We start from the raw sequence: 22,186 nt of genomic DNA, 5'->3' as shown, positions 1-22,186 counted from the left end.
GTCTCCCGCCACTTGGCACAATCTGAGGCCAGCCGTGCGCGTCGTTGGCACAACCTCACATGGGAGGCACCGTAGCCCGACCACTACCGTCGATGGTCGTGAGCCCCCGCCACACCGTCCCTGTGAGCGCGGCGCCGCGCGTGCTCGACCGGGTGCGCTCCTCCCCCGACACCCCGCCCGGCGACGGGCTGCGACTGCTGCACCGCGCCCGCCTGGCGGCGTACGTCGACCTCGACGGCTGGGCGCTCGGGCTCGTCGACCCCGCGGCGTCGCGACCGCCGAACGCGCTCGTGCTCGGCCCCGGCGTGCTCGGTGGCCTCGCCCTCGACGACGTGCGGGTGCGCGCGGGCCGGCTGCTGCTCGACGGCCGACCGGTCGCCGTCGGTCGCCTGCACGACCCCAGCGTGCCCAACGTGCCCACCCTCGGCGGTGGCGGCCCCGAGCCGGACCCGCCCGACGTGGCCGCCCTCGTCGGCCGCGGCGCCGGGCTGACCCCCGAGGGCGACGACCTGCTGTGCGGCTGGCTGGCCGCGCACCGGGCCACCGGCACGCCGACCCCGCGCACCGACGCCCTCGTGCGCGCCCACCTGCACCGCACGACCCTGCTCTCCGCGACGCTGCTCGAGGCCGCCCTGCTCGGCGAGACCCTGCCCGAGCTGGGCGCCTGGCTGGCCGCCCGGGGCGGGCCCCACGAGCCGGCGCGGGCCGCGGCCCTCACCGCGGTCGGCCACACCTCCGGTGCCGCGCTCCTGCTCGGTGCCCGCTGCGCGCTCGGGCGGCGGCCCCTCCGCGTCCCCCACCTCCCAGGAGCCGCCGCGTGAGCCACCTCGTCCAGCACGTCGAGGTGCGCAGCGCCTACGCCGACTCCGTCGCCCTGCTGCAGGTCAGCCGCACGGTGGCCGCGCTGCCGGGGGTCACGGCCGCCCAGGTCGCGATGGCCACCCCGCTCAACCTCGAGGTGCTCACCGAGATGGGCTTCGAGCTGCCCCACGCCGGGCCCAACGACATGGTCGTCGCGCTGCGCCTCGCCGACCCCGACCCGGCGACGCTGGCGGCGGCGGTGGCCGGGGTCGACGCCGCGCTCCTCGCGCTGCGCACCACGCGGCCGGCCGCCGCCGGTCAGGCCGCACCCCCGCGCACCACCGCCACGGCCCTGCGCGAGGCGCACCCCGACGACCCCGTGCTCGTCTCGGTGCCGGGCGCGTCAGCCGTCGTCGAGGCCGCCGACGCGATCGCCGCCGGGCACGACGTGATGATCTTCAGCGACAACGTGCCGCTCGAGCACGAGGTCGCCCTCAAGCGGGCGGCGGCCGAGCGGGGCCTGCTGGTGATGGGCCCCGACTGCGGCACCGCCCTGCTCGACGGGGTCGGCCTCGGCTTCGCCAACGTCACCCGGCCGGGCCGGGTCGGCATCGTGGCCGCCTCGGGCACCGGCTGCCAGCAGCTGCTCGCCCTCCTCGACCACGCCGGCGTCGGCGTCTCGTGGGCGCTCGGCGTCGGTGGCCGCGACCTCGGGTCGGCGGTGGGCGGGCTGGCCACCCGCGAGGCGCTGCGCCGGCTCGACGCCGACCCGCGCGTCGACCGCGTGGTGCTGGTCTCGAAGCCGCCCGACGACGACGTCGCGAGCGCCCTGGCGTCGTACGTCGACACGTTGGGCACCCCGGTCACCACGGCGCTGCTGGGCCCCGGGCGCCCCGACCTGACCGCCGTCGCCGAGCAGGTGCTGGCCGACCTGGGGGTGCCGGTGCCCACGTGGCCGGTCGCGGGGCGGGTGCTGCGCGAGACCCGGGGTGAGCTGCTGCGCGGGCTCTTCGTCGGCGGCACCCTGGCCCAGGAGGCGCAGCTGCTGGCCCGCGCGGCCGGGGTGCCCCACGAGGTGGTCGACTACGGCGACGACGCGCTGACCCGGGGCCGGGCGCACCCGATGATCGACCCGGCCCTGCGCCTGGAGCAGCTCGCGCACGCGCTCGACCACCCGCGCACCGGCGTGGTGCTCCTCGACGTGGTGCTGGGCCACGGCGCCGAGCCCGACCCCGCCTCCGCCCTGGTGCGCGTGCTGGCCGGCGCCGCCCGACCGGTCGTGGTGACCCTGGTCGGCACCCTGGCCGACCCGCAGGACCTCCTGGCACAGCGGGCCGCGCTCGCCGAGGTCGCCGAGGTGCACCTGTCCAACGCAGGCGCGACACGACGCGCGCTGTCGCTGCTCACTGGAGGAGCACGATGAGGGTCGTCACCGTCGGGGTCGGCCTGCTCGGCGACGCCATCGAGGCCCAGGCCGTCGGGGTGCACCGGGTCGACTGGCGGCCCCCGATGCCCGGCACCGAGACCGACCTGGCCACGCTGGCGCTCGACCCGCTGCGCGCCCAGGCCGATGCCCGCGCCGTGCAGGCCGTCATCGACACCACCGCGGTGCTGGTCGACGTGCTGCCGGCCGCCGAGGCGCTCGGGCTCGAGCGCGGCCGGTTCCTGCACGCCGGGCCGCCGCTGACCTGGGAGCGGGCCTCCGGGCCGATGCGCGGAGCGCTGATGGGCGCGGCCGTGCTCGAGGGGCTGGTCGAGCACCCCGACGACGCCCCCGCGCTCTTCGAGTCGGGCGCGGCGACGATGGAGCCCTGCCACCACAACGACGCCGTCGGACCGATGGCCGGCGTGGTCGCCCCGAGCATGTGGATGTTCGTGCTCGAGGACCCCGCGACCGGCCGGCGCACCCACTGCACCCTCAACGAGGGACTCGGCAAGGTGCTGCGCTACGGCGCCTACTCCCCCGAGGTGCTGGCCCGGCTGCGCTGGATGGGCGACGTGCTGGGCCCGCTGCTGCAGGGCGCGGTGCGCGCGGTGCGCGACGAGCAGGGCCCGGTCGACGTCACCGGGGTGCTGACCCAGATGCTGCAGATGGGCGACGAGGCGCACAACCGCAACCGCGCCGGCACCCTGATGCTGCTGCGCGACCTGGCCCCGGCGCTGGTGGCCGGCGTCGAGCGCGGCAGCAGCGCCGCCGACGTCGCCGACGTGCTGCGCTTCGTCGGCGGCAACGACCACTTCTTCCTCAACCTGGCCATGCCCGCCTGCAAGCTGGCCCTCGACGCCGCCCGCGGCACCGAGGGGTCGGCCATGGTCGTGGCGATGGCGCGCAACGGCACCGACTTCGGCATCCAGGTCGCCGGCACCGGCGACGAGTGGTTCACCGGCCCGGCCCAGGTCGCCGACGGGCTCTTCCTCGGCGACTACGGCCCCGACGACGCCAACCCCGACATCGGCGACTCGGCCATCACCGAGACCGCCGGCATCGGCGGCTTCGCGATGGCCACCGCCCCCGCGATCGTGCGCCTGGTGGGCGGCAGCGTGCCCGACGCCCTGGCCACCACCCGCCGGATGCACGAGATCACCCTGGCCGAGCACACCCGCTGGGCGGTGCCGGTGCTCGACTTCCAGGGCACCCCGACCGGCATCGACGTCACCCGGGTCTGCCGCACCGGGGTGCTGCCGCAGATCAACACCGGCATGGCCGGCAGGGTCGCCGGCACCGGCCAGGTCGGAGCCGGGCTGGTCACCCCGCCCGCCGAGGTCTTCCCGGCCGCGCTGGCCCGGCTGGCCGAGCTCAGCCGCGCGCGGGAGGGCCGGGGCTGAAGAACGCCACCGCCAGGTCGACCCGCCCGGAGGGCCGCAGCGGCGTGCCCTCCTCCAGGTAGGCCTGGAGCGCCTCGCCGTCGTGGCTGGGCGGCAGCGAGCCGTCGGCGCGCACCACCCGCCACCAGGCCACCGCCGCGCCGTGGCCGGCCATCACGTTGCCGACCCGACGGGGGCCGTAGCGACCCACGGCCTCGGCGATCGCGCCGTACGTCGTCACCCGCCCCGGCGGCACCTGCTCGACGCACGTCAGCACGTCCTCGACGTAGTCCTCCGGGTGCCGCACAGCGAGGAACCTACCGGTCGCCACCGGCGCGCTCAGCCCAGCGGCAGGGTGGAGAACGGCTCGGTGCCCCGGGCCAGGCGCAACCCCTTGATGCCGGAGTGGCGCCGGGCGAAGTCGAGCTCGGCGACCAGGTCGCCGACGCCGTTGCTCAGCGGCAGCGGCGCCAGCGCCACGGTCGACAGGGTCCCGAAGGCCGCGCCGTCGGCGTCGAGCAGCCCCGAGCCCGAGTCGCCGGGCACTCCCGGGGTCAGGGTGTAGACGTCCCAGCTCCAGTCACCGAAGGCACCCAGGGAGACCCCCACCTTCGGGGAGAGCAGCGTCGTGGGCCGCAGGCTCGACTGGCCGTAGCTGTAGACCTGCGACCCGGCCGGCGCCCCGTCGGTCGAGACCCCGGTCGGACCACCGAAGAACGGCACGCTGGGGTTGACCGAGCGGGCGAAGCGCTGCTGCAGGCGCACCAGCGCGAAGTCGTTGTAGTCGCACGTGTCCGCGTCGGTGGTGCCCAGGCGCTGCATGGTCTCCCACGACGAGTAGACCAGCCGTCCGCGGCCCACCGTGGTGCCCCCGGAGGCGAGGTTGCCGCCCTGCGCGAAGCGGACCTTCGTGCCGCGCGGCAGGGTCGCGGTGTCGCAGCCGCTGGTGTCGGTCGCCTCGCCCAGGCCGGCGCAGTGCGCGGCGTAGCCGACGTACACGCGCCCGCGCCGGTCGGTGTAGACGAAGTTGGCGGTGCACTGCGAGCCGTCGGTGTACATCTGCACGCCCGGCGTGATGGTGGCCTCGTCGGCCGGCGCCCAGGAGGCGAAGCGGCGAGCGGTCGCCGCTCCGGCGCCCGCGGGCAGCAGCAGCCCGAGGAGGACGGGCAGGAGGGCCAGGACGACGGCGGCGGGAGCCGTCACGGGTCGGGTGCGCATGCTCCCTCAACGAGCGATGCCCCCGCTCGGCTACGCGAGCGGGGGCATCGGACGAGATGTGTCAGAGCAGCGGCGAGAAGGGCTCGGTGCCCAGGGCCAGCTCGAGGCCCGCGATGCCGGAGTGCTGCTGGGCGAAGGCCAGCTCGCGGGACAGGTCGCCGATGTTGTTCGACAGCGGCAGCGGCGCCAGGCCCAGCGTCGACAGGGTGCCGATCGCCTCGCCGTCCTCGCTGACGAACGCCGAGCCGGAGTCACCGGGCACGCCCGGCGTCACGGTGTAGAGCGGGTGGCTCCAGCCCTCGTCGGCGGCGCTGTCGCCCAGGCTGATGCCGGTCTTGGGCGAGAGCGGCTCGAGGCCGGCGCGCAGGCTGGAGTTGCCGTAGCTGTAGACCCGGTCGCCGGCGGCGGTGCCGTCGGTGTCGATGCCGGTCGGGCCGCCCCAGAACGGGATGCTCGGGTTCACCTTGGACACGTCGGCCGCGTCGACCTTGACCAGGGCGAAGTCGTTGTAGGCGCAGGCGTTCTCGTCGGTGGTGCCGATGTCGCGCATGGTGCGCCACGAGGAGTAGGCGAGCTCGCCGCTGCCGAGCTCGCTCCCCGAGCTGAGGAGGCTGCCGCCCTTGCGGAAGGTGACCTCGGTGCCCAGCGGCACCGAGTCGTTGAGGCAGCCGTCGGTGTCGGTGGCCTCGCCCAGCCCGGCGCAGTGCGCCGCGTAGCCGAGGTAGACGTTGCTGGCCGCGTCGGTGAAGACGAAGTTCGACGTGCACTGCGCGCCGTCGGTGTACATCTGCGTGCCCGGCGTGATCGTCGCCTGGTCGGCCGGCGCCCAGGTGGGGGCGGCCACGGCGGGGGCCGAGGTGGCGACCCCGGCCGCGAGACCGGTGGCGGCGAGCGCGGCGAGGGCGCCCGTGGCGCGGCGCAGGGTGGCGCGGCTGTGGCTGGCTGTCTTCATCGGGACGAGGTCCTCCTGGTCGTGGCCGGCGACCTCCCGAGATGGAGGTCACATCACCCGGCTCAACGACCCCGGGGGGACATGGTTACGCCCGGGTAGCCCGGAGGGACTACCCGGGCGTGGCCCGGACGGGTCAGACGACCCGCACGCCTGCTGTCAGTACGACGGCTGGCTGGGGTCGACCTGGTTGACCCAGGCCACCACGCCGCCGCCGACGTGCACGCTGTCGTCGAAGCCGGCGCCCTTGAGCACCGCGAGCGCCTCGGCCGAGCGCACCCCCGACTTGCAGTGCAGGACGACCTGCTTGTCGGAGGGCAGCTGGCCCAGGGCGTTGCCGTTGAGGAACTCGCCCTTGGGGATCAGCACCGAGCCGGGGATCTTGTTGATCTCGTACTCGTTGGGCTCGCGCACGTCGACCAGCACGAAGTCGCGCTCACCGGCCTCGCGCTCGACCAGCATCTTCTCCAGCTGGTTCACCGAGATCGTCGAGCCCGCAGCCGCGTCGGCGGCGTCCTCGGAGATCGCGCCGCAGAAGGCCTCGTAGTCGATGAGCTCGGTGACGTCGGCGTCGGGGCCGCACAGGCGGCACGCCGGGTCCTTGCGGACCTTGAGCTTGCGCCACTCCAGCTCGAGGGCGTCGTAGATGACGAGCTTGCCGATGGCCGGCTCGCCCGCACCGGTCAGCAGCTTGATGGCCTCGTTGACCTGGATCGAGCCGATCGAGGCGCACAGCACGCCCAGCACGCCGCCCTCGGCGCAGCTGGGGACCATGCCCGGCGGCGGGGGCTCGGGGTAGAGGCAGCGGTAGCACGGCGCGTCCTGGGCCATCGACGGCGCGAAGACCGAGGCCTGGCCGTCGAAGCGGTAGATCGAGCCCCACACGTAGGGGATCCCGAGGAAGTACGCCGCGTCGTTGACCATGTATCGGGTCGCGAAGTTGTCGGTGCCGTCGACGATCAGGTCGTAGCCGCGGAAGACGTCCATCACGTTGTCGTTGTCGAGGCGCTCCTCGTGCAGCACCACCTCGACGTAGGGGTTGGCCTCGGCGATCGACTCCTTGGCCGAGACCGCCTTGGACTTCCCGATGTCGGACTGGGTGTGGATGATCTGGCGCTGCAGGTTGGACTCGTCGACCTCGTCGAACTCGGCGATGCCGAGCGTGCCGACGCCGGCCGCGGCCAGGTAGAGCAGCGCGGGGCTGCCGAGACCGCCGGCGCCGATCACGAGCACCTTGGCGTTCTTCAGGCGCTTCTGACCAGTCATCCCGACGTCGGGGATGATCAGGTGCCGGCTGTAGCGGCGTACCTCGTCGACGGTCAGCTCGGCTGCCGGCTCCACGAGTGCTGGGTAGGTCACTGCTGGGCTCCTCGGTCTGTTCGCGGGGGTCTGGTGGACGCAACAGCCTGCCGGTGCGTCCTGTTCCCTCGGCGTGCTCCATGGTCGCCGCCGGCCCGGGCGCCGATCGACGCCGTCCCGTCATCCGGACCACCGCTACCGCGGGGTAGGCTCGCGCCCCGAGCAAAGGACGACCGTGACCGCACCTTCGAGGAGGGCAGCAGTGCCAGCTGGCCAGCACGACGCCGAGGCCGCCTCCGCCGCGCCCGCCCGGCAGCGCGGGGCCCGCCTGCCGCGCCGCGAGCGCCGCGCCCAGCTGCTCGAGTCGGCGCTCGGGGTCTTCGTGGCCTCGGGCTACCACGCCGCGGCGATGGACGACATCGCCGAGCGCGCGGGCGTCTCGAAGCCGGTGCTCTACCAGCACTTCCCCGGCAAGATGGACCTCTACCTGGCGCTGCTCGACATCGCCTGCGACCAGGTCATCGACAACTGCCGCGCGGCGCTGGCCTCCACCCCCGACAACAAGCAGCGCGTGGCCGCGACCATCGACGCCTTCTACGACTACGTCGCCGACGACAACGGCGCCTTCCGGCTGGTCTTCGAGTCCGACCTGACCAACGAGGCCGCGGTGCGCCAGCTGGTCGACCGTGTCACCACGGAGTGTGCGGCGATGATCGCCGAGGTGATCCGCGACGACACCGGGCTGCCCGACGAGTCCTCGCGCCTGCTCGCGGTCTCGCTGGTGGGAATGGCACAGGTCAGCGCGCGGTTCTGGCTCAACGACACCGCGGGCATCGACCGCGCCGACGCCACCGCGCTGATCGCCGGCCTGGCCTGGCGGGGCATCCGTGGCTACCCCAAGGCCGACGAGCACTGAGACCGAGCTCTGAGACGAGCACTGAACCGTCGGCACCCAGCACGTTCCAGCAGCACCCAACAGGAGGAGGACCCGTGGAGGTCAAGATCGGCATCCAGCAGGCCCAGCGCGAGCTGAGCGTCGAGACCGACGAGACGGCCGAGCAGGTGCAGCAGCAGGTCGCCACCGCCGTCGAGTCCGGTGGCGTCGTGACCCTGACCGACACCAAGGGCCGCACCGTGCTGGTGCCGGCCGCCAAGCTCGCCTACGTCGAGATCGGCACCGCGAGCGTCGGGACGGTCGGCTTCCGCAGCTGACCCGGCACCACCCCGTACGACCCCGTACGACGGGCGGGTCCGGGCTCAGGCGTCGAGGCCGAGCTCGGACATCCGCTCGGTGTGGCGCTCGGTGAGCCGGGTGAACATCCGGCCCAGCGCGGCCAGGTCGAGCCCGGGGCGGTCCACGCCCCCGGCCAGCAGCGCCGAGAGCGCCTCGCGCTCGGCGGCCACCCGCTGGGCCTGGATCAGCGCCTCGCCCATCAGCCGCCGGCCCCACAGCGCCAGCCGGCCGCCCAGCCGGTGGTCGCGCGCGATCCCGGCGCGCACCCGGTCGACCACGAACGCCGCGTGCGGGCCCTCCTCGAGCGAGGACAGCACCAGCTCGCGGGTGCCGGCGTCGAGGTAGGCGGCGATCTCGCGGTAGAAGTCGTCGGCCAGCCCGTCCCCGACGTAGGCCTTGATCAGGCCCTCGTACCAGTCGGAGGGCGCGGTGTGCTCGTGGAAGAGGTCGAGCGCGCTGCGGAAGGGCGCCATCGCCACGAACGGGTCGCCGTCGAGCTCGCGGATGCGTCGGTGCAGCCGGTCGACCCGGGCCACCTCGCTGGCCGCCATCTGCGCGATGGCCAGCCGGTCCTCGAGCGTGGGGGCCAGCTTGGCGTCCTCGGCCAGCCGCTCGAAGGCCGACATCTCGCCGTAGGCCAGCACGCCGAGCAGGTCGACGACCGCCTCGCGGTAGGCGGGATCGGCGAGCGCCAGCTCCGCCTCGCGCGCCCGGGAGACGGGCGTGTCGCCGGCCTGGGATTCAGTCATGCGCGCACCCTACCGATACCCTGGGCCCATCGAGCGCTGTGCCGGTGCCGCCACGAGCGGGCACCCGGGCACGGCGCCGAGGCGGGAAACCACCCGCCAGCATGTGCGCGGCAGACGCGCCAGCGAGCTTTCCGAGTCCGCCGGGTCCGCCGCTCCGAGCCACCCGGCCCACCGCGGCTGACGACGAAAGCAGACATACCGACGTGACCACCTTCCGTGACCTGGGGGTCCTCCCCAAGATCTGCGACGCGCTCGAGCGCGCCGGCATCACCACCCCCTTCGCCATCCAGGAGATGACCCTCTCGGTCGCCCTGATGGGCACCGACCTGATCGGCCAGGCCCGCACGGGCACCGGCAAGACCCTGGCCTTCGGCATCCCGGTGCTGCAGCGCAGCACCACCGTCGACGACCCGGCGTACGCCGACCTGCCGCAGGGCAAGCCGCAGGCCCTCATCGTCGCCCCCACCCGCGAGCTGGCGCTGCAGGTCTCCAACGACCTCGCGCTGGCCAGCAAGGACCTGGGCCTGCGCGTCCTGACCGTCTACGGCGGCGTGGGCTACGAGCCCCAGCTCGAGGCCCTCGAGCGCGGCGTCGACGTGGTCGTGGGCACCCCCGGCCGGCTCATCGACCTGGCGCACCGCAAGGTCCTCGACCTGAGCCACGTGCACGCGCTGGTGCTCGACGAGGCTGACGAGATGCTCGACCTGGGCTTCCTGCCCGACGTCGAGCGGCTGCTCAAGATGACCCCCGAGACCCGTCAGACGATGCTGTTCTCGGCGACGATGCCCTCCGCGATCGTCGCGCTGGCGCGCACCCACATGCGCCACCCGATGAACATCCGCGCGGAGTCGTCGTACGAGAACGCGACCGTGCCGGCCACCGCGCAGTTCATCTACCAGGCCCACGACCTCGACAAGCCCGAGATCATCGGGCGCATCCTGCAGGCCCCCGACGCCGAGAAGATCATCGTCTTCACCCGCACCAAGCGCCAGAGCCAGCGGGTGGCCGACGACCTCTCCGAGCGCGGCTTCGCCGCCAGCCCGCTGCACGGCGACATGGCGCAGGTCGCGCGCGAGAAGGCGCTGACGAAGTTCCGCGAGGACAAGATCCGGGTGCTGGTGGCCACCGACGTCGCTGCGCGCGGCATCGACGTGCGCGGCGTCTCGCACGTCATCAACTACACCTGCCCCGAGGACGACAAGACCTACGTGCACCGCATCGGGCGCACCGGTCGCGCCGGCGCCTCGGGCATCGCGATCACCTTCGTGGACTGGGCCGACCTGCACCGCTGGAAGATGATCAACAAGACCCTCGACCTGCCCTTCGACGAGCCGCAGGAGACCTACTCGACCTCCCCGCACCTGGCCACCGACCAGGGCATCCCCGAGGGCACCAAGGGCCGCGTCGTGCCCGAGGCGCCCCGCGAGCCCCGCGCCCCCCGCGAGGGCGGTCGCGGCGGTCGTGACGGCGGCCGCGACGGTGGTCGTGAGGGCGGCGGGCAGCGCGCGCCGCGCAACCGCGAGCGCACCCGCAGCCGCAGCCGCGGCGGCGAGGTCGTCGCCGAGGTGAGCACCAACGAGTCCGGCGAGAAGGTCGAGAAGCCCGTCGAGGGCGCCGGCTCGGGCAGCCGCAACCGCCGCCGCCGCCGTTCCCGCGGTGGTCAGGGTGGCCAGGGTGGCCAGGGCGGCCAGGGCGGCGGCCAGAGCGTCGCTCCCGCGCCCCAGGCCTGAGCCGACCCGGCCCGGATCTCCCGCTGACCCGGCCCGAACCTCCTCCTGTGGGGGAAGTTCGGGCCGGGTCAGTGCGTTATTTGGGCCGGGTCAGCGCTGGGAGCGGGCGACCAGGTTGGCGGCCGCCTCGCGGTAGGCCTTCGCACCCTTGCTGGTGCGGCTGGTGGCCAGGATCGAGCGGCCCGCGGCGGGCGCCTCGGCGAACTTGATGGTCTTGGGGATCGGCGGCTCGAGGACCTCGAGGTCGTAGGTCTGCGAGATCGTGTCGAGCACGGTGCGCGCGTGGTTGGTGCGGCCGTCGTAGAGCGTCGGCAGCACTCCCCACACCTCAAGGCCGCGGTTGGTGAAGCGGCGTACGTCGTGCACGGTGTCGAGCAGCTGGCCCACCCCGCGGTGCGAGAGCGTCTCGCACTGCAGCGGCACCAGCACGCCGTCGGCGGCGGTCAGCGCGGCGACGGTCAGCACGCCCAGCGAGGGCGGGCAGTCGAGCAGCACCCAGTCGTAGGCGCCGTCGAGGTCCTCCACGACCCCCTTGACCACGTGCTCGCGCCCGGTGCGGGTCAGCAGGTCGGCCTCGGCGCGCGCCAGCTCGATGGTGGCCGGCAGCAGGTCGACGCCGTCCTCGGTCTCGATGATCACCTCGGTGGCGTCGAGACCGCGGGTCAGCACGTGGTGCACCGAGGTCTCGAGGTCCTCGGGGTCGATGCCCAGCGAGAAGGTCAGGCAGGCCTGCGGGTCGAGGTCGACCAGCAGGACGCGGTGGCCCAGCTCGGCGAGCGCGGCGCCCAGGGAGGCCACGGACGTCGTCTTGGCGACGCCGCCCTTCTGGTTGGCGACGGCGAGTGTGGTGGTCATCGGGCCACATCATGCCCGATCCGGGCCTGCCGATGGCGCGAGCCACCTGTTCTACTGCTCCCATGCCCCGCGCCCTGGTCACCGGCCCCACCGCCGGCATCGGTCACAGCTTCGCCGTCCAGCTCGCGGGGAGCGGCCACGACCTGGTGCTGGTGGCCCGCGACGAGCAGCGCCTCGAGCAGGTCGCCGGCGACCTGCGCGGCCGCTTCGGCGTCGACGTCGAGGTGCTCGTCGCCGACCTCGCCGACCGCGACCAGCTCGCCCGGATCGAGCAGCGCCTGGGCGACCGGTCCGCGCCGGTCGACCTGCTGGTCAACAACGCCGGCTTCGGCCTCAAGGGCCGGTTCCTCGACAACGACGTGGCCGCCGAGACCGCCATGCTCGACGTGCTGGTGACCGCGGTGATGCGCCTGATGCACGCCGCGCTGGGCCCGATGGTCGAGCGCGGGCACGGCCGGGTGCTCAACGTCTCGAGCGTGGCCTCGTTCCTGCCGCGCGGCTCCTACTCCGCGGCCAAGGCCTACGTCAACAAGCTGGGCGAGTGGGCCGCGGCCGAGTACGCGCCCCACGGCGTCACCGTGACCACCCTGTGCCCCGGCTTCGTGCGCACCGAGTTCCACGAGCGGATGCAGGTCGCGCAGGACTCCGCGCCCGACTTCCTCTGGCTCGACGCCGACGACCTGGTGCGCACCGCGCTGGCCGACCTCGAGCGGGGCAAGGTCTACTCCGTGCCCAGCGCCCGCTACAAGCTGATCACCGGCGCCGCGCGCGTGGTGCCCCGAGGCGTCCTGCAGCGCTTCCAGTCGCTGGGCCGCAAGTAGGGCTCAGACCACCTCGGGCGTACGCCGCCCCGAGGCGAGCGCCGCCGCGGCCGCCAGGTCGAGCAGCCGCTCGAGCTCCTCGGGCGCCGTCGTGTGGCAGCCCAGCTCGTGGTCGACCTTGCCCAGGCCGTGGTGGTCGCTGGAGCCGGTGACCACCAGGTCGAGCTCGCGCGCGATGGCGCGCAGCCGCGCACGAGCGCGCGGCGAGTGGTCCTGGTGGTCGACCTCGATGCCGGCCAGCCCGAGGTCGGCCAGCTCGGCGAACGCCTCGGCGTCGGGGCTCTCGTCGCTGCGCCGCCCCCACGCGTGGGCCACCACCGCGACCCCGCCGGCCTCGCCCACCAGGCGGATCGTGCGCCGCAGCGGGGCGGCGTACCTGTCGACGTGCCCGGGCCGCCCGGGGCTGAGCCACCGCTCGAAGGCCTCGCCCCGGTCGGCGACGACCCCGGCTGCGACCATCGCGTCGGCGACGTGCGGACGGCCGCTGGCAGCGCTGTGGCCCGAGACCCGGGCCACGTCGTCCTCGGTGAGGTCGACACCGGCCGCGCGCAGCGCCGCCAGCATGCCCGGCACCCGCGAGCGCCGGCCCTCGCGCACGCGCTCGAGCTCGGCGGCCAGCGGCGGGTACGTCGGGTCGGGCAGGTAGGCGAGCAGGTGCACGCCGCGCCCCTCGTGGCGGGTGCTGACCTCCATGCCCCGCACCAGCCGGAGCCCGGTCGCGTCGGCGGCCCGCGCCGCCTCGGCCCAGCCCTCCGCGCTGTCGTGGTCGGTCAGGGCCAGCACGTCGAGACCCGCCGCGACCGCGGCGTGCACGAGCTCGGTGGGCGACTGGGTGCCGTCGCTGGCCCGCGAGTGGGTGTGGAGGTCGATGCGCACCCCGCCAGCGTAGGTCCGGCTAGGTCCAGCCCGGGGCCGGCCCGTCGAAGGGCAGCTCGACCACCGCCGGCCCCACCGCCGAGACGTCGCGCAGGATCCAGTCGTCGCGCAGCAGCAGCACCGCCGAGGCCGGGCGCACCACCAGCCACAGCCAACGGCCCTGCGCCTCGCCCGCGAGCACCGAGCGGTCCCACTCCCCCGGGCTGGCGCTGGTGGACACCGTCCACAGCGGCACCTGCTGGCGCTCCAGGCGCACCCGCACGTCGGCGGGTCCGTGACCGGCCTCCGGGCCGGGGTCGGCGCGCGCGGTGCCGGCCACCCGGGCGGCGAAGCCGGTGCCGGGCTCCTCGGCGACCACGTGCACGTCGACCGGCCCGTCGAGGCGGCTGGGGCCGCTGACGCAGGTCATCGTGGCGACGGCGGCCTCCCCCTCCCCGACCGCGGCGAAGTCGGTGACCGCCCAGCCGGGGCTCAGCGGCCAGGGCAGGAACGTCGGGAAGTGCCCGGCCCGGCGCAGGTGCTCGGCGAACCCGTCGTACGACGCCTCCTCGGCGTGCCACAGCGGGGGCACCGGCCCGTGCTCGGGGCACGACCACAGCGACGAGCCGTCGCCGGGCGGGGCGACCGGCGCGGGACATCGGGGGCAGGCGGCGCTCGGCACGGTGACAACGGTCCTCAGCGGCCCGCTGCTCGTCAAGACCCGGCTCGGGCGCAGGTGGTCCAGAGGTCGTGGTGGTGGGGCGTCCCGCATGGGACCCTGTGGACCAATCGGCGCCGGCGCCCCCCGATCCGGCCGGGTCGAGGAGGGCCATCATGACCGACGACGCGGTCGACGCACTGCTGGAGGCGCTGACCGGGGCCCCCAGCCTCGAGGCCGCGTGTGCGGGTCTGCTCACCACCGCCCGCGGCATGCTCGGTGCCGAGGTCGCGGGCCTGGTCGCCTGGGACGCGCGGGGCCGCCTGGAGCACCTGGCCAGCACCGACGCGGCGATCACATCGCGGCTCTGCGACGTGCCCGGTGGTCCGATCTGCCCGCCGATCCCGGAGGCCACCCACCCGGACGGGGTCCTGACCGTCGTCGACCTGCGCACCGAGGACCGCTGGCCCGACTGGGCCCGCGAGGTCGCGGGGGCGGGCTACCTCTCGGTGCAGCTGATCAGCCTGCCCAGCATGGTGCACCGGCCCCTGGCGCTCCACGCCTGGGCCGCACGACCGGGAGCCTTCGACGGGGACACCCACCCGCGCACCATCGACGTGGTGCGGTTGGCCGCACTCATGATCGCCCAGACCGAGCGGGTCGAGCACCTCGCCGAGGCGTTGCGCACCCGCAGCATGATCGCCCAGGCCCAGGGCATCGTCATGGAGCGCTTCTCGTTGGACTCCGAGCAGGCGATGGCCTACCTGCGCCGCGTCTCGCAGGGGCGGCAGGTGAAGATCCGTGACCTCGCCCAGCGGCTCGTCGGCGCCCGCGACAACAGCACGGAGCCGTCGGGACCCTGAGCGGGATTTCACGCTCGCGTGACGAATCTTTGCGCGTTCCATGACCAGATTGGGGTCCGGGACGAGGGGGACGGATGACGCGCGTGGCACGAACCGCAACGAGCAGGACGACGACCGCGATCGGGCCACGGACGCTCGGGGCCGTGCTGCCCCGCCCGTGCATCGTCCTGGTCCCCATCGCGGTGCTGGCGGTGGTCTGCGTCTCCGTGCTCGTGAACGGGGTGAGCCGCGACGCCGCCACCGCGTCGAGCTGGCTCGCGGCCGGCTGCCTGCTCGCCCTGCTGGTCGCCTGGGCACGCGCCCGGGCCGCCTGCCAGCAGGCGCGGCGCGAGCTCGACGAGGTGTGCGAGCGGGTCGACGAGACCGAGCGCCTGCTCGGCGAGGACGAGGACACGCTCCACGAGGCGCGCACCGCCCTGGCCGGACTGGTGCTCAGCGACCGGTTGCTGCAGGAGCACGACGAGCTGCTCGACGAGCAGACGCGGGCGCGACTGCTGCACCTGCGCGAGCGCGACCTCGACCGCATCCAGCACCTGCTCTCCGGAGGGCTGCGCCACGTCCCGCCGGCCGAGCCGGACGTGCTCGACGCCGACGAGGAGGGGGAGCAGCCGCCGGAGCACGGCGAGGCCGCCGGCCCCGCCGCGACGTACGACGACGTGCCGGTGGCGCCGCTGGTCGTCGACGCCCTCGTGGCCGCCCAGCTGCGGGGCGAGCCCGTCGACGAGCCGGCCCCGGACCTGCCGGACGCGATGGTGCTCGCCGAGCCCCACGACGTGGCCGAGATCCTCGACATCCTGCTGCGCAACGCCGCCAGGCACGCGCCGGGAGCCCGCGTGGAGGTCACGGTCGAGCAGGGCGAGGACCAGGTGTGGGTGCGGGTCAGCGACCAGGGACCCGGCGTGGCCGAGGGGCTGCGCTCGACCCTCTTCACCAGGGGTGCCCGCGGGCCCTCCTCCCCGGGCTCGGGGCTGGGCCTGGCGATGGCCAGGCGCCTGGCCGAGCGCAACGGCGGCGGCCTCGAGCTCGAGGAGACCGGCCCCCGGGGCACCACCTTCGCGCTGCGGCTGCCCACGAGCGACCCGGACCAGCGCACCGACGACACCCACGAAGACCACGAGAACGTCACCACCACGGAGGACGACACCATGCCCACCACCCACCGGCTCGTAGCCGTCCCGCCATGCCACGCGCACTCGGCCTGACCCGCGTGGCGGTGGTCGAGGACCACCAGCTCTTCGCCGAGTCCCTCGAGGTCGCGCTGACCCTGGAGGGCCACGACGTGCACCGCATCGAGGTGCCCGAGGGCACCCCGCCGGCCGGTTGGCTGCTCACCGCACTGCTGCGGGTGCGCCCACGCGTCGTCCTGCTCGACCTCGACCTGGGCTCCGTGGGGCCCGGCACCCGGCTCATCGAGCCGCTGGTGCGCACCAAGGCCGCGGTCGTGGTCGTCACCGGCGAGACCCGCGAGGCGGTGTGGGGCGAGTGCCTGCGCCGCGGCGCCCGCGCCGTGCTCGAGAAGACCGCCTCGCTCAACACCATCCTGGCCACGATCCGGCTGATCGGCGACGGGCGGCCGGTGATGAGCCGCGAGGAGCGCGAGCGGCTGATGCTCGTCTACCACCAGGAGAAGCAGGAGCTCGCCGCCGTGCGGGCCCGCCTCGACCGCCTGACCCCGCGCGAGCGGGAGGTGCTGGGCTGCCTGATGCAGGGCACGACGGTGCGCGAGATCGCCAAGTCCTCCTTCGTCTCCGAGGCCACGGTGCGCACCCAGGTCAAGTCGATCCTGGCCAAGCTCGAGGTCTGCTCGCAGCTGGCCGCCGTGGGCATGGCCCACCGGGCGCAGAGCCACCTCGTCGCGCACTGAGACACCCCCCTCACCCGGGACCCCACCGGCGATACCGCATTCGCGGCATGCCAGGGACCTCACCGGCTCCTAGATTGGCCGCACGGGGCCGACACAGGTGCAAGGTGAGGGGGGTCCATGAGCGCCTACGCCGACCAGGGCCCGCGCGTCGCGCATCCCTCCGTGGAGCGCCTCTCGCGGCCGGTCCAGCGACGCACGAGGTGGTACTGGATGGCCGCCACCGACGCACTGGTGGCCACGGTCGCCGCCATCGTCTGGCTGCCGCCCGACCTGGTGCCCGGCCCCGCGCTGGCGGTGGCCTTCGCGGTGGCCTGGGTGGTGCTGCTGGGCCTGGCCCGCACCTACGACCCCGGGCCGGTGCCGCGGCGCGCCGACCTGCTGCGCATCTGCCTCTCGAGCATCCACCTGGTCGCCCTCGGCGCGCTGCTGAGCGGCATCACCGGGCTCCTCGTGCCCGCCGACCAGCTCGTGCGGGCGGCCGGGACGGCCTGCGTCGCCAGCGCCGGGCTGCGCCTGGCCTCGTCGCTGCGCCGCCCGCCGCGCACCCGGGTGGTCCTGGTCGGCCACCGCCGCCAGGTGCGCCGGCTCGTCGAGGAGCTGCACGAGAGCAACGAGGTCGAGGTGGTGGCACTGTGCCTCGCCGGCCCCAAGGGCTGCGCGGGGCTCGACCTGCCGGCCGCGTCGGGCTTCGCCTCGGTGTCCGACCTGGCCCGGAAGCACCGGGCCGACTGCGTCGTCGCACTGCCCTGCCGCCACCTCGACGCGGCGTCGCTGCGCCGCCTGGGCTGGCTGCTCGAGCGCGACCGCGTGGACCTGCTGATCGGCCCCGGCCTGCTCGACGTCGACTCCGGCCGCGCGGCGCTGCGCCGCACCGGTGGCCTGTCGCTGCTGCACGTGCGCCACGCCGACCTCACGGGCCCCCGACGGGCCCTCAAGACGCTCTGGGAGCGCGCGGCCTGCGTGGTGGCCCTGGTGGTCCTCGCGCCGCTGCTGCTGGCACTGCTGGCGCTGGTGCGCCTCGACTCCCCCGGGCCCGCGCTCTTCCGCCAGCAGCGGGTGGGCCGCGACGGCCGGATCTTCTCGATCCTCAAGCTGCGCACCATGCACGTCGACGCCGAGGCGCGCCTCGCCGACCTGCAGGAGCACAACGAGAGCGACGGCGCGATGTTCAAGATGCGCCACGACCCCCGGATCACCCGGGCCGGTCGCTGGCTGCGCCGGCTCTCGCTCGACGAGCTGCCCCAGCTGGTCAACGTGGTGCGCGGCGACATGGCCCTGGTCGGCCCCCGCCCGCCGCTGCCCGGCGAGGTCACGACGTACGACGAGGACGCGCTGCGCCGCCTGGCGGTGCGCCCGGGCATCACCGGGCTGTGGCAGGTCTCGGGCCGCTCCGACCTGCCCTGGTCGATGACGGTGCGCCTGGACTCGCGCTACGTCGACAACTGGAGCCTGCGCCTCGACGCGTGGATCCTGGCGCGCACCGTGCGCGCCGTGCTCAGCCACGACGGCGCCTACTGAGCCGGGAAGCCGGACAGCGGTGGGGTCGCTCGAGAGCGTTCGTCACCCTCCGGCTGCGGAGCACGACCCAGGTCCCGCCGGCCGCCTATGCGAAAAACTTTTCGATCAGCCTGTGGAAAACGTGGTTTGACCTGGCCTTTTGTCGGTGGACGCTGAGATGCTGTACTCATGCCCACCACCGCCGCTCACCCCGTGAACCGGGTTGTCGCGCGGGTGCACTCGGCGTTGGACGAGGTCGCCGAGACGCCGCTGTGGACGATGAGCCAGCCGGCAACGGCGGAGGCGTTGGCCGAGATCGCCCGGGCCGAGGCAAGGCTGGTCGAGCTGCGCTCGCGGACCTTGGCGCACACCGAGACGGTGGCGGTGCCGGAGACGAATGCGTCGCCGTCGGTGGCGGTGTGGCACGCGAACGTCACCCGGTCGACGAAGCGGGAGTCGTTCCGGCAGGTGCGGTTGGCGGCCGGGTTGGATCGCCATGACGTGGTGCGCGAGGCGCTCGGGCGCGGTCACGTCGTCGCGGAGCAGGCGGCGGTGATCTGCACGGCGTTGGACGACCTGCCCGAAGACCTCGACGCGGCGGTGATGGAGCAGGCGGCGAAGGCACTGGTCACCTTCGCGGAGGTCCACGATGCGAAGGGGCTGCGGGTGCTGGGGCGTCGGATCCTGGAGGTGGTCGCCCCCGAGGTCGCCGAGGCGTGGGAGGCCGAACAGCTCGACCGTGAGGAGCGCGAGGCCGAGAAGTCGACCGTGTTCCGGATGCGCGACGACGGCCACGGCCGCATCAAGGGCTCCTTCACGGTGCCGCTGCTGGCCGGGCAGATGCTCGAGCGGGCACTGCTCGCGTTCGCCGCCCCCCAGCACCAGATCGCCACCCGCGAGGCTGAGGGCGAGCAGAGCGAGGCGTGGGTGCCGGCACGCCGCCCCACCGCCCAGCGGTTGGGTGCGGCGTTCGTGGAGCTGATCGAGCGCCTCGACACGGACCAGCTGCCCAAGGCGGGCGGGATCAACGCGACCGTCGTGGTCACCATGACCCTCGAGTCGCTGCACGACGGCCTCGCCGCCGCAACTCTCGACACCGGCGACCGTGTCAGTGCCGCCACCGCCCGGCGACTCGCCTGCGAAGCGGGTGTCGTCCCGGTGGTGCTGGGCGGGAAGAGCCAACCGCTCGACCTCGGACGAGCGCAGCGCTACTTCACCCCGGCGCAGAGGATCGCGATGGGCATCCGCGACGGCGGCTGCACCGCCCACGGCTGCGACGTACCCCCAGCCAGGTGCCATGCCCACCACGACGACCCATGGTCCTGCCACGGCCACACCGATCTGGCCCGCGGCCGACTCCTGTGCCCCTTCCACCACCGACGCATCCACGACCCGGAGTACCAGGCCCGGATCGGACCCGACAACAAGGTCGACTTCCACCGCCGCACCTAGATTCCAGGTCTGCTCGACTCTCACCCTGGTCGCCACGACGCGCGTCGCCGGCGCTCCCTGCTGCCCGACCACCGGTGCGGAGGTGACGCCGGCTCGCGAGCTGCTGCTTGGGGCGGGAGAGGAAGGCGGTCATGGCCGCCTGGCCCCCGCGGAGCCGGACAGACAGCGGCGTCCGTTCGTTCGGATGCGCTCAGTCGGAGGACACGGAGCCGTGCCTCGCACGGCGGGCGTCGTCGAGGGAGCAGGCGTACTCCATCCGCCAGCAGCCCACGCGGGGGTACCCTCCGCTGGGTCTCGCGCGTGCCAAGTGGCGGTGCGAGTCAGGCGCGCTCGGCCTGCTGGAGCCAGCGGTCGTACTGCGCGACCGCGGCGAGCTGCGAGCTCACCGCGAGCTTGCGCAGCACCGCCTTGACCTGGCTGCGCACGGTGCCCTCGCGCACGCCGGTCAGCTCCGCGACCTCGCGCACCGACAGGCCGTCGTGCAGGAGCGCCAGGACGGAGCGCTCGCGGGGGCTCAGGCTGAGCATCCGCTGCTGCACCTCCTCCTGCTCCTCGCGCAGGCGCCGCCACTGCTGCTCCAGCTCCTCCCGGCCCGGCCACGCGACCGGGCGGCCCACCGAGAGGTCGTCGAGCATCCGCACGAGGTCGTCGAGGCCGACCGAGCTCGGCACCACCGAGCTGGCCCCGGCCTCGACCAGGTCGATCCACCGCGGGTCGCCGGGTTCCTCGACCAGCAGCAGCCAGGGCAGCGGCAGGTGCGGCAGCCGCATGACGCTCTCGCGCTGCTGGGCGCTGAGGAAGTCGCCGACGACCAGCGCGGCGCCCACGCGCCACCCGGCGAGCCGCTGGCGCGAGACGGGCTCCTGACCGGTCTCGGCGGCGGGCAGCGTGACCATCTCGAGGCCGCGGCTCTCGAGCGCGACGCGGATGGCGTCGCCGACGAGGTGTCGTCCGGAGACGAAGAGGACACGGGAGCCGGTGGTCGAGCGCACCGGGGACGTCGAGACCGGGTCGTTGCTCTCGTCGCTCTCCGGGCGGGCGGCCAGGTCCACGTGCCCACCCCCTCCCGGTCTGCTGTCGGGCCTCCCCGGCCCGTGGCGGCAGCCTAGGAACGCGGCCGGGGCCGACACGGCGGCCGGGGCGAAGATGCCTAATAGTGGTGAGCAGGCGCCGGGGACGCCTCGCGGGCCAGCAGACCGGCCCGCTCGAGGTCCTGCGCGGCCGCGTGCAGCGAGGCCACCGAGGCGCCCGAGAGGGCCGCGACCTCGACCAGCGACGTGGCCCCGTCCGAGGAGGCCAGCAGCCACAGCATCGCCATCACGGCGTCGGTGGCGTTCTTGCCGCCGGTGGTGGGGTAGAGCCCGCGCCGGCCCAGCTGCGGCTCGCCGTACGGGCTGAGGTTGCGGTAGGTCACGTCGGCCTGCAGCGACTCGACCACCTCCAGCACCGCGTCGTACGCCGCCGCCAGCTGGTCGTCGGTGACGAAGTCCAGGTCGTCGGCCGAGGTGTGGTACTCGGGGTACTCCCCGTGCGGGGTCCGGGAGACCCGGCCCACCGGGAGGTCGAAGCCCAGGGCGTTGAACTGCCGCTCGTCGTAGCCGTAGGGCGAGTAGTCGCGCACCTGGCCGTCGCGTGCGCCCACGACCAGCTCGGCCGCCCGGTCGACCGGACGGTCGCCGCGCCGGGTGCGCTTGTAGACCAGCGGCCCCGGGCCGCCGAGGCCGGTCAGCACCAGCCCGTGGCGCACCTGCGGCAGCAGCTCGGCGTTGCGGGCCAGCCAGGTGACCGAGCCGATGGTCCCGGGGGCCAGCAGCAGCCGCACCCCGAGCCGGAGGGGACGCCGCGCCAGCTCGCGGACCAGCTCGGTGGCCACGCTGAGCCCCGACAGGTTGTCGTTGGCCAGCGAGGGGTGGCACAGGTGGGTCCACAGCAGGATCTCGCCCTCCTCGCTGCCCGGCAGCACCACCTCGCCGTACGTCAGCGAGCCGGGAGCGACCGTGGTGTCGACGACGACCTCCAGCGGCCCCAGGCGCGCGGCCTCCTCGAGGCCGGCGAGGTCGCGGTGGGCCAGGCAGAAGCCCCAGGTGCGCTCGTAGTAGGTCGTGCGGTAGGGGATCCAGTCGGGCCGGTCGGGCATGGTGTGCAGGTGCGGGCGCAGCTCCTCGAAGCTCATCGAGGCGCGCACCGGCACGCTGTAGCCCACCAGGTGCAGGGTGTGGCGGGCCAGGTCGACCAGGCGCCGCCCGGTCGCGTCGGCGATCCACGCGGCGCGGGCGTTCCACTCGTCGTTGACGACCCAGTCGTGCACCTGGGTGCCGGTGGGCACCTCGTGGCGTCGGAGCTCGACCCCCTCGGGCAGGTCCTGGGCGAGGACGTCGAGGGTCGCGCGCACCCCGTCACCCGTGATGCTGCGGCACAGGGGGTAGAGGCGCTGCATGCGCGCGCGCACCCGCCGCCTGCGACCGGCAGCCTCGTCGTCCTCCACGCGGCCACCCTCCCCCCGCCCCGGTGCTCCCGAGCCGTGCCCGCCCCGGGT

General features: G+C 74.3%; 22 protein-coding genes. 12 read left to right on the top strand and 10 right to left on the bottom strand.

Going from position 1 to position 22,186, the window contains the following annotated elements; all coding sequences use genetic code 11:
- Positions 1–98: 98 nt before the first annotated feature.
- Genes JOE61_RS16450 through JOE61_RS16440 form a run of 3 tightly spaced genes read left to right on the top strand, consistent with a single transcriptional unit; the run spans position 99 to position 3,627 of the window.
- Positions 99–821 carry an oxamate carbamoyltransferase subunit AllH family protein gene (locus tag JOE61_RS16450; protein ID WP_193667228.1) on the top strand — a complete coding sequence of 241 codons (723 nt, stop codon included), beginning with the start codon at positions 99–101 and terminating at the stop codon, positions 819–821.
- Entirely contained in the window at positions 818–2,224 is a 1,407-nt protein-coding gene (locus tag JOE61_RS16445; RefSeq protein WP_193667227.1) for an AllF/FdrA family protein, read from the top strand. The genes JOE61_RS16450 and JOE61_RS16445 overlap by 4 nt, the downstream gene beginning before the upstream one ends.
- Positions 2,221–3,627: a YlbE family protein gene (locus JOE61_RS16440; RefSeq protein ID WP_193667226.1), complete on the top strand. Its 1,407-nt coding sequence runs from the start codon at positions 2,221–2,223 to the stop codon at positions 3,625–3,627. The genes JOE61_RS16445 and JOE61_RS16440 overlap by 4 nt, the downstream gene beginning before the upstream one ends.
- Here JOE61_RS16440 and JOE61_RS16435 read toward each other — a convergent pair.
- From JOE61_RS16435 to moeZ, 4 genes are all read right to left on the bottom strand, one after another.
- Positions 3,599–3,913 (bottom strand): MGMT family protein, encoded by a 315-nt coding sequence (locus tag JOE61_RS16435; protein ID WP_193667225.1) that lies wholly within the window; start codon positions 3,911–3,913, stop codon positions 3,599–3,601. The two genes, JOE61_RS16440 and JOE61_RS16435, sit on opposite strands and share 29 nt — an antisense overlap.
- 32 nt (positions 3,914–3,945) lie before the next feature.
- Entirely contained in the window at positions 3,946–4,824 is an 879-nt protein-coding gene (locus JOE61_RS16430) for a hypothetical protein (protein ID WP_193667224.1), read from the bottom strand.
- A gap of 61 nt (positions 4,825–4,885) precedes the next feature.
- A complete protein-coding gene (locus JOE61_RS16425) occupies positions 4,886–5,776 on the bottom strand; it encodes a S1 family serine peptidase (protein ID WP_193667223.1) in 891 nt (296 codons plus the stop codon).
- A 156-nt stretch (positions 5,777–5,932) separates the two neighbouring features.
- Positions 5,933–7,132, bottom strand: coding sequence for an adenylyltransferase/sulfurtransferase MoeZ (moeZ, locus tag JOE61_RS16420; protein ID WP_193667222.1), 1,200 nt, complete (start codon positions 7,130–7,132; stop codon positions 5,933–5,935).
- A 202-nt stretch (positions 7,133–7,334) separates the two neighbouring features.
- Between moeZ and JOE61_RS16415 the strand changes: the two genes are divergently transcribed.
- Complete coding sequence (locus JOE61_RS16415; protein WP_307823060.1) at positions 7,335–7,988, top strand: TetR/AcrR family transcriptional regulator; 654 nt, start codon at positions 7,335–7,337, stop codon at positions 7,986–7,988.
- A gap of 74 nt (positions 7,989–8,062) precedes the next feature.
- The gene (locus JOE61_RS16410; RefSeq protein ID WP_193667221.1) at positions 8,063–8,284 is read left to right on the top strand and encodes a DUF3107 domain-containing protein; all 222 of its coding nucleotides are present in this window, start codon (positions 8,063–8,065) and stop codon (positions 8,282–8,284) included.
- 45 nt (positions 8,285–8,329) lie between these two features.
- Here the strand turns inward: JOE61_RS16410 and JOE61_RS16405 are convergent, their stop codons facing one another.
- Positions 8,330–9,055: a ferritin-like fold-containing protein gene (locus JOE61_RS16405; protein ID WP_193667220.1), complete on the bottom strand. Its 726-nt coding sequence runs from the start codon at positions 9,053–9,055 to the stop codon at positions 8,330–8,332.
- Positions 9,056–9,258: 203 nt separating this feature from the next.
- Between JOE61_RS16405 and JOE61_RS16400 the strand changes: the two genes are divergently transcribed.
- Positions 9,259–10,785 (top strand): DEAD/DEAH box helicase, encoded by a 1,527-nt coding sequence (locus tag JOE61_RS16400; RefSeq protein WP_307823059.1) that lies wholly within the window; start codon positions 9,259–9,261, stop codon positions 10,783–10,785.
- 90 nt (positions 10,786–10,875) lie between these two features.
- On the opposite strand, the gene JOE61_RS16395 is transcribed toward JOE61_RS16400, so the two are convergent.
- Positions 10,876–11,640 (bottom strand): ParA family protein, encoded by a 765-nt coding sequence (locus tag JOE61_RS16395; protein ID WP_193667218.1) that lies wholly within the window; start codon positions 11,638–11,640, stop codon positions 10,876–10,878.
- A 62-nt stretch (positions 11,641–11,702) separates the two neighbouring features.
- On the opposite strand from JOE61_RS16395, the gene JOE61_RS16390 reads away from it, so the two are divergent.
- Positions 11,703–12,461 carry an SDR family NAD(P)-dependent oxidoreductase gene (locus JOE61_RS16390; RefSeq protein WP_193667217.1) on the top strand — a complete coding sequence of 253 codons (759 nt, stop codon included), beginning with the start codon at positions 11,703–11,705 and terminating at the stop codon, positions 12,459–12,461.
- Positions 12,462–12,464: 3 nt separating this feature from the next.
- On the opposite strand, the gene JOE61_RS16385 is transcribed toward JOE61_RS16390, so the two are convergent.
- Positions 12,465–13,337 (bottom strand): PHP domain-containing protein, encoded by an 873-nt coding sequence (locus JOE61_RS16385; RefSeq protein WP_193667216.1) that lies wholly within the window; start codon positions 13,335–13,337, stop codon positions 12,465–12,467.
- A gap of 19 nt (positions 13,338–13,356) precedes the next feature.
- The gene (locus JOE61_RS16380; protein ID WP_307823058.1) at positions 13,357–13,998 is read right to left on the bottom strand and encodes a DUF6758 family protein; all 642 of its coding nucleotides are present in this window, start codon (positions 13,996–13,998) and stop codon (positions 13,357–13,359) included.
- A 152-nt stretch (positions 13,999–14,150) separates the two neighbouring features.
- Here JOE61_RS16380 and JOE61_RS16375 point away from each other — a divergent pair, with 152 nt between their 5' ends.
- The 5 genes from JOE61_RS16375 (at position 14,151) to JOE61_RS16355 (ending at position 19,650) form a co-directional block, all read left to right on the top strand.
- Complete coding sequence (locus JOE61_RS16375; RefSeq protein WP_193667215.1) at positions 14,151–14,837, top strand: ANTAR domain-containing protein; 687 nt, start codon at positions 14,151–14,153, stop codon at positions 14,835–14,837.
- A gap of 143 nt (positions 14,838–14,980) precedes the next feature.
- Positions 14,981–16,039 carry a sensor histidine kinase gene (locus JOE61_RS16370; RefSeq protein ID WP_193667214.1) on the top strand — a complete coding sequence of 353 codons (1,059 nt, stop codon included), beginning with the start codon at positions 14,981–14,983 and terminating at the stop codon, positions 16,037–16,039.
- Entirely contained in the window at positions 16,018–16,701 is a 684-nt protein-coding gene (locus JOE61_RS16365; protein ID WP_193667213.1) for a LuxR C-terminal-related transcriptional regulator, read from the top strand. The genes JOE61_RS16370 and JOE61_RS16365 overlap by 22 nt, the downstream gene beginning before the upstream one ends.
- Positions 16,702–16,818: 117 nt before the next feature.
- On the top strand, positions 16,819–18,219 hold the full coding sequence (locus tag JOE61_RS16360; RefSeq protein ID WP_193667212.1) for an exopolysaccharide biosynthesis polyprenyl glycosylphosphotransferase: 1,401 nt from the start codon (positions 16,819–16,821) through the stop codon (positions 18,217–18,219).
- 168 nt (positions 18,220–18,387) lie between these two features.
- A complete protein-coding gene (locus JOE61_RS16355; protein WP_193667211.1) occupies positions 18,388–19,650 on the top strand; it encodes an HNH endonuclease signature motif containing protein in 1,263 nt (420 codons plus the stop codon).
- Between the two features lie 320 nt (positions 19,651–19,970).
- Here JOE61_RS16355 and JOE61_RS16350 read toward each other — a convergent pair whose 3' ends face one another.
- Positions 19,971–20,702, bottom strand: coding sequence for a helix-turn-helix transcriptional regulator (locus JOE61_RS16350; RefSeq protein WP_193667210.1), 732 nt, complete (start codon positions 20,700–20,702; stop codon positions 19,971–19,973).
- 98 nt (positions 20,703–20,800) lie between these two features.
- The gene (locus tag JOE61_RS16345) at positions 20,801–22,135 is read right to left on the bottom strand and encodes a DUF4910 domain-containing protein (RefSeq protein WP_307823057.1); all 1,335 of its coding nucleotides are present in this window, start codon (positions 22,133–22,135) and stop codon (positions 20,801–20,803) included.
- Between the last annotated feature and the right edge of the window lie 51 nt (positions 22,136–22,186).

Origin of the sequence: Nocardioides salarius (assembly GCF_016907435.1) — a bacterium.
Taxonomy (GTDB): domain Bacteria; phylum Actinomycetota; class Actinomycetes; order Propionibacteriales; family Nocardioidaceae; genus Nocardioides; species Nocardioides salarius.
The sequence above is the reverse complement of the archived record's forward strand: the minus strand, read 5'-3'. Positions and strand labels throughout refer to the sequence as shown.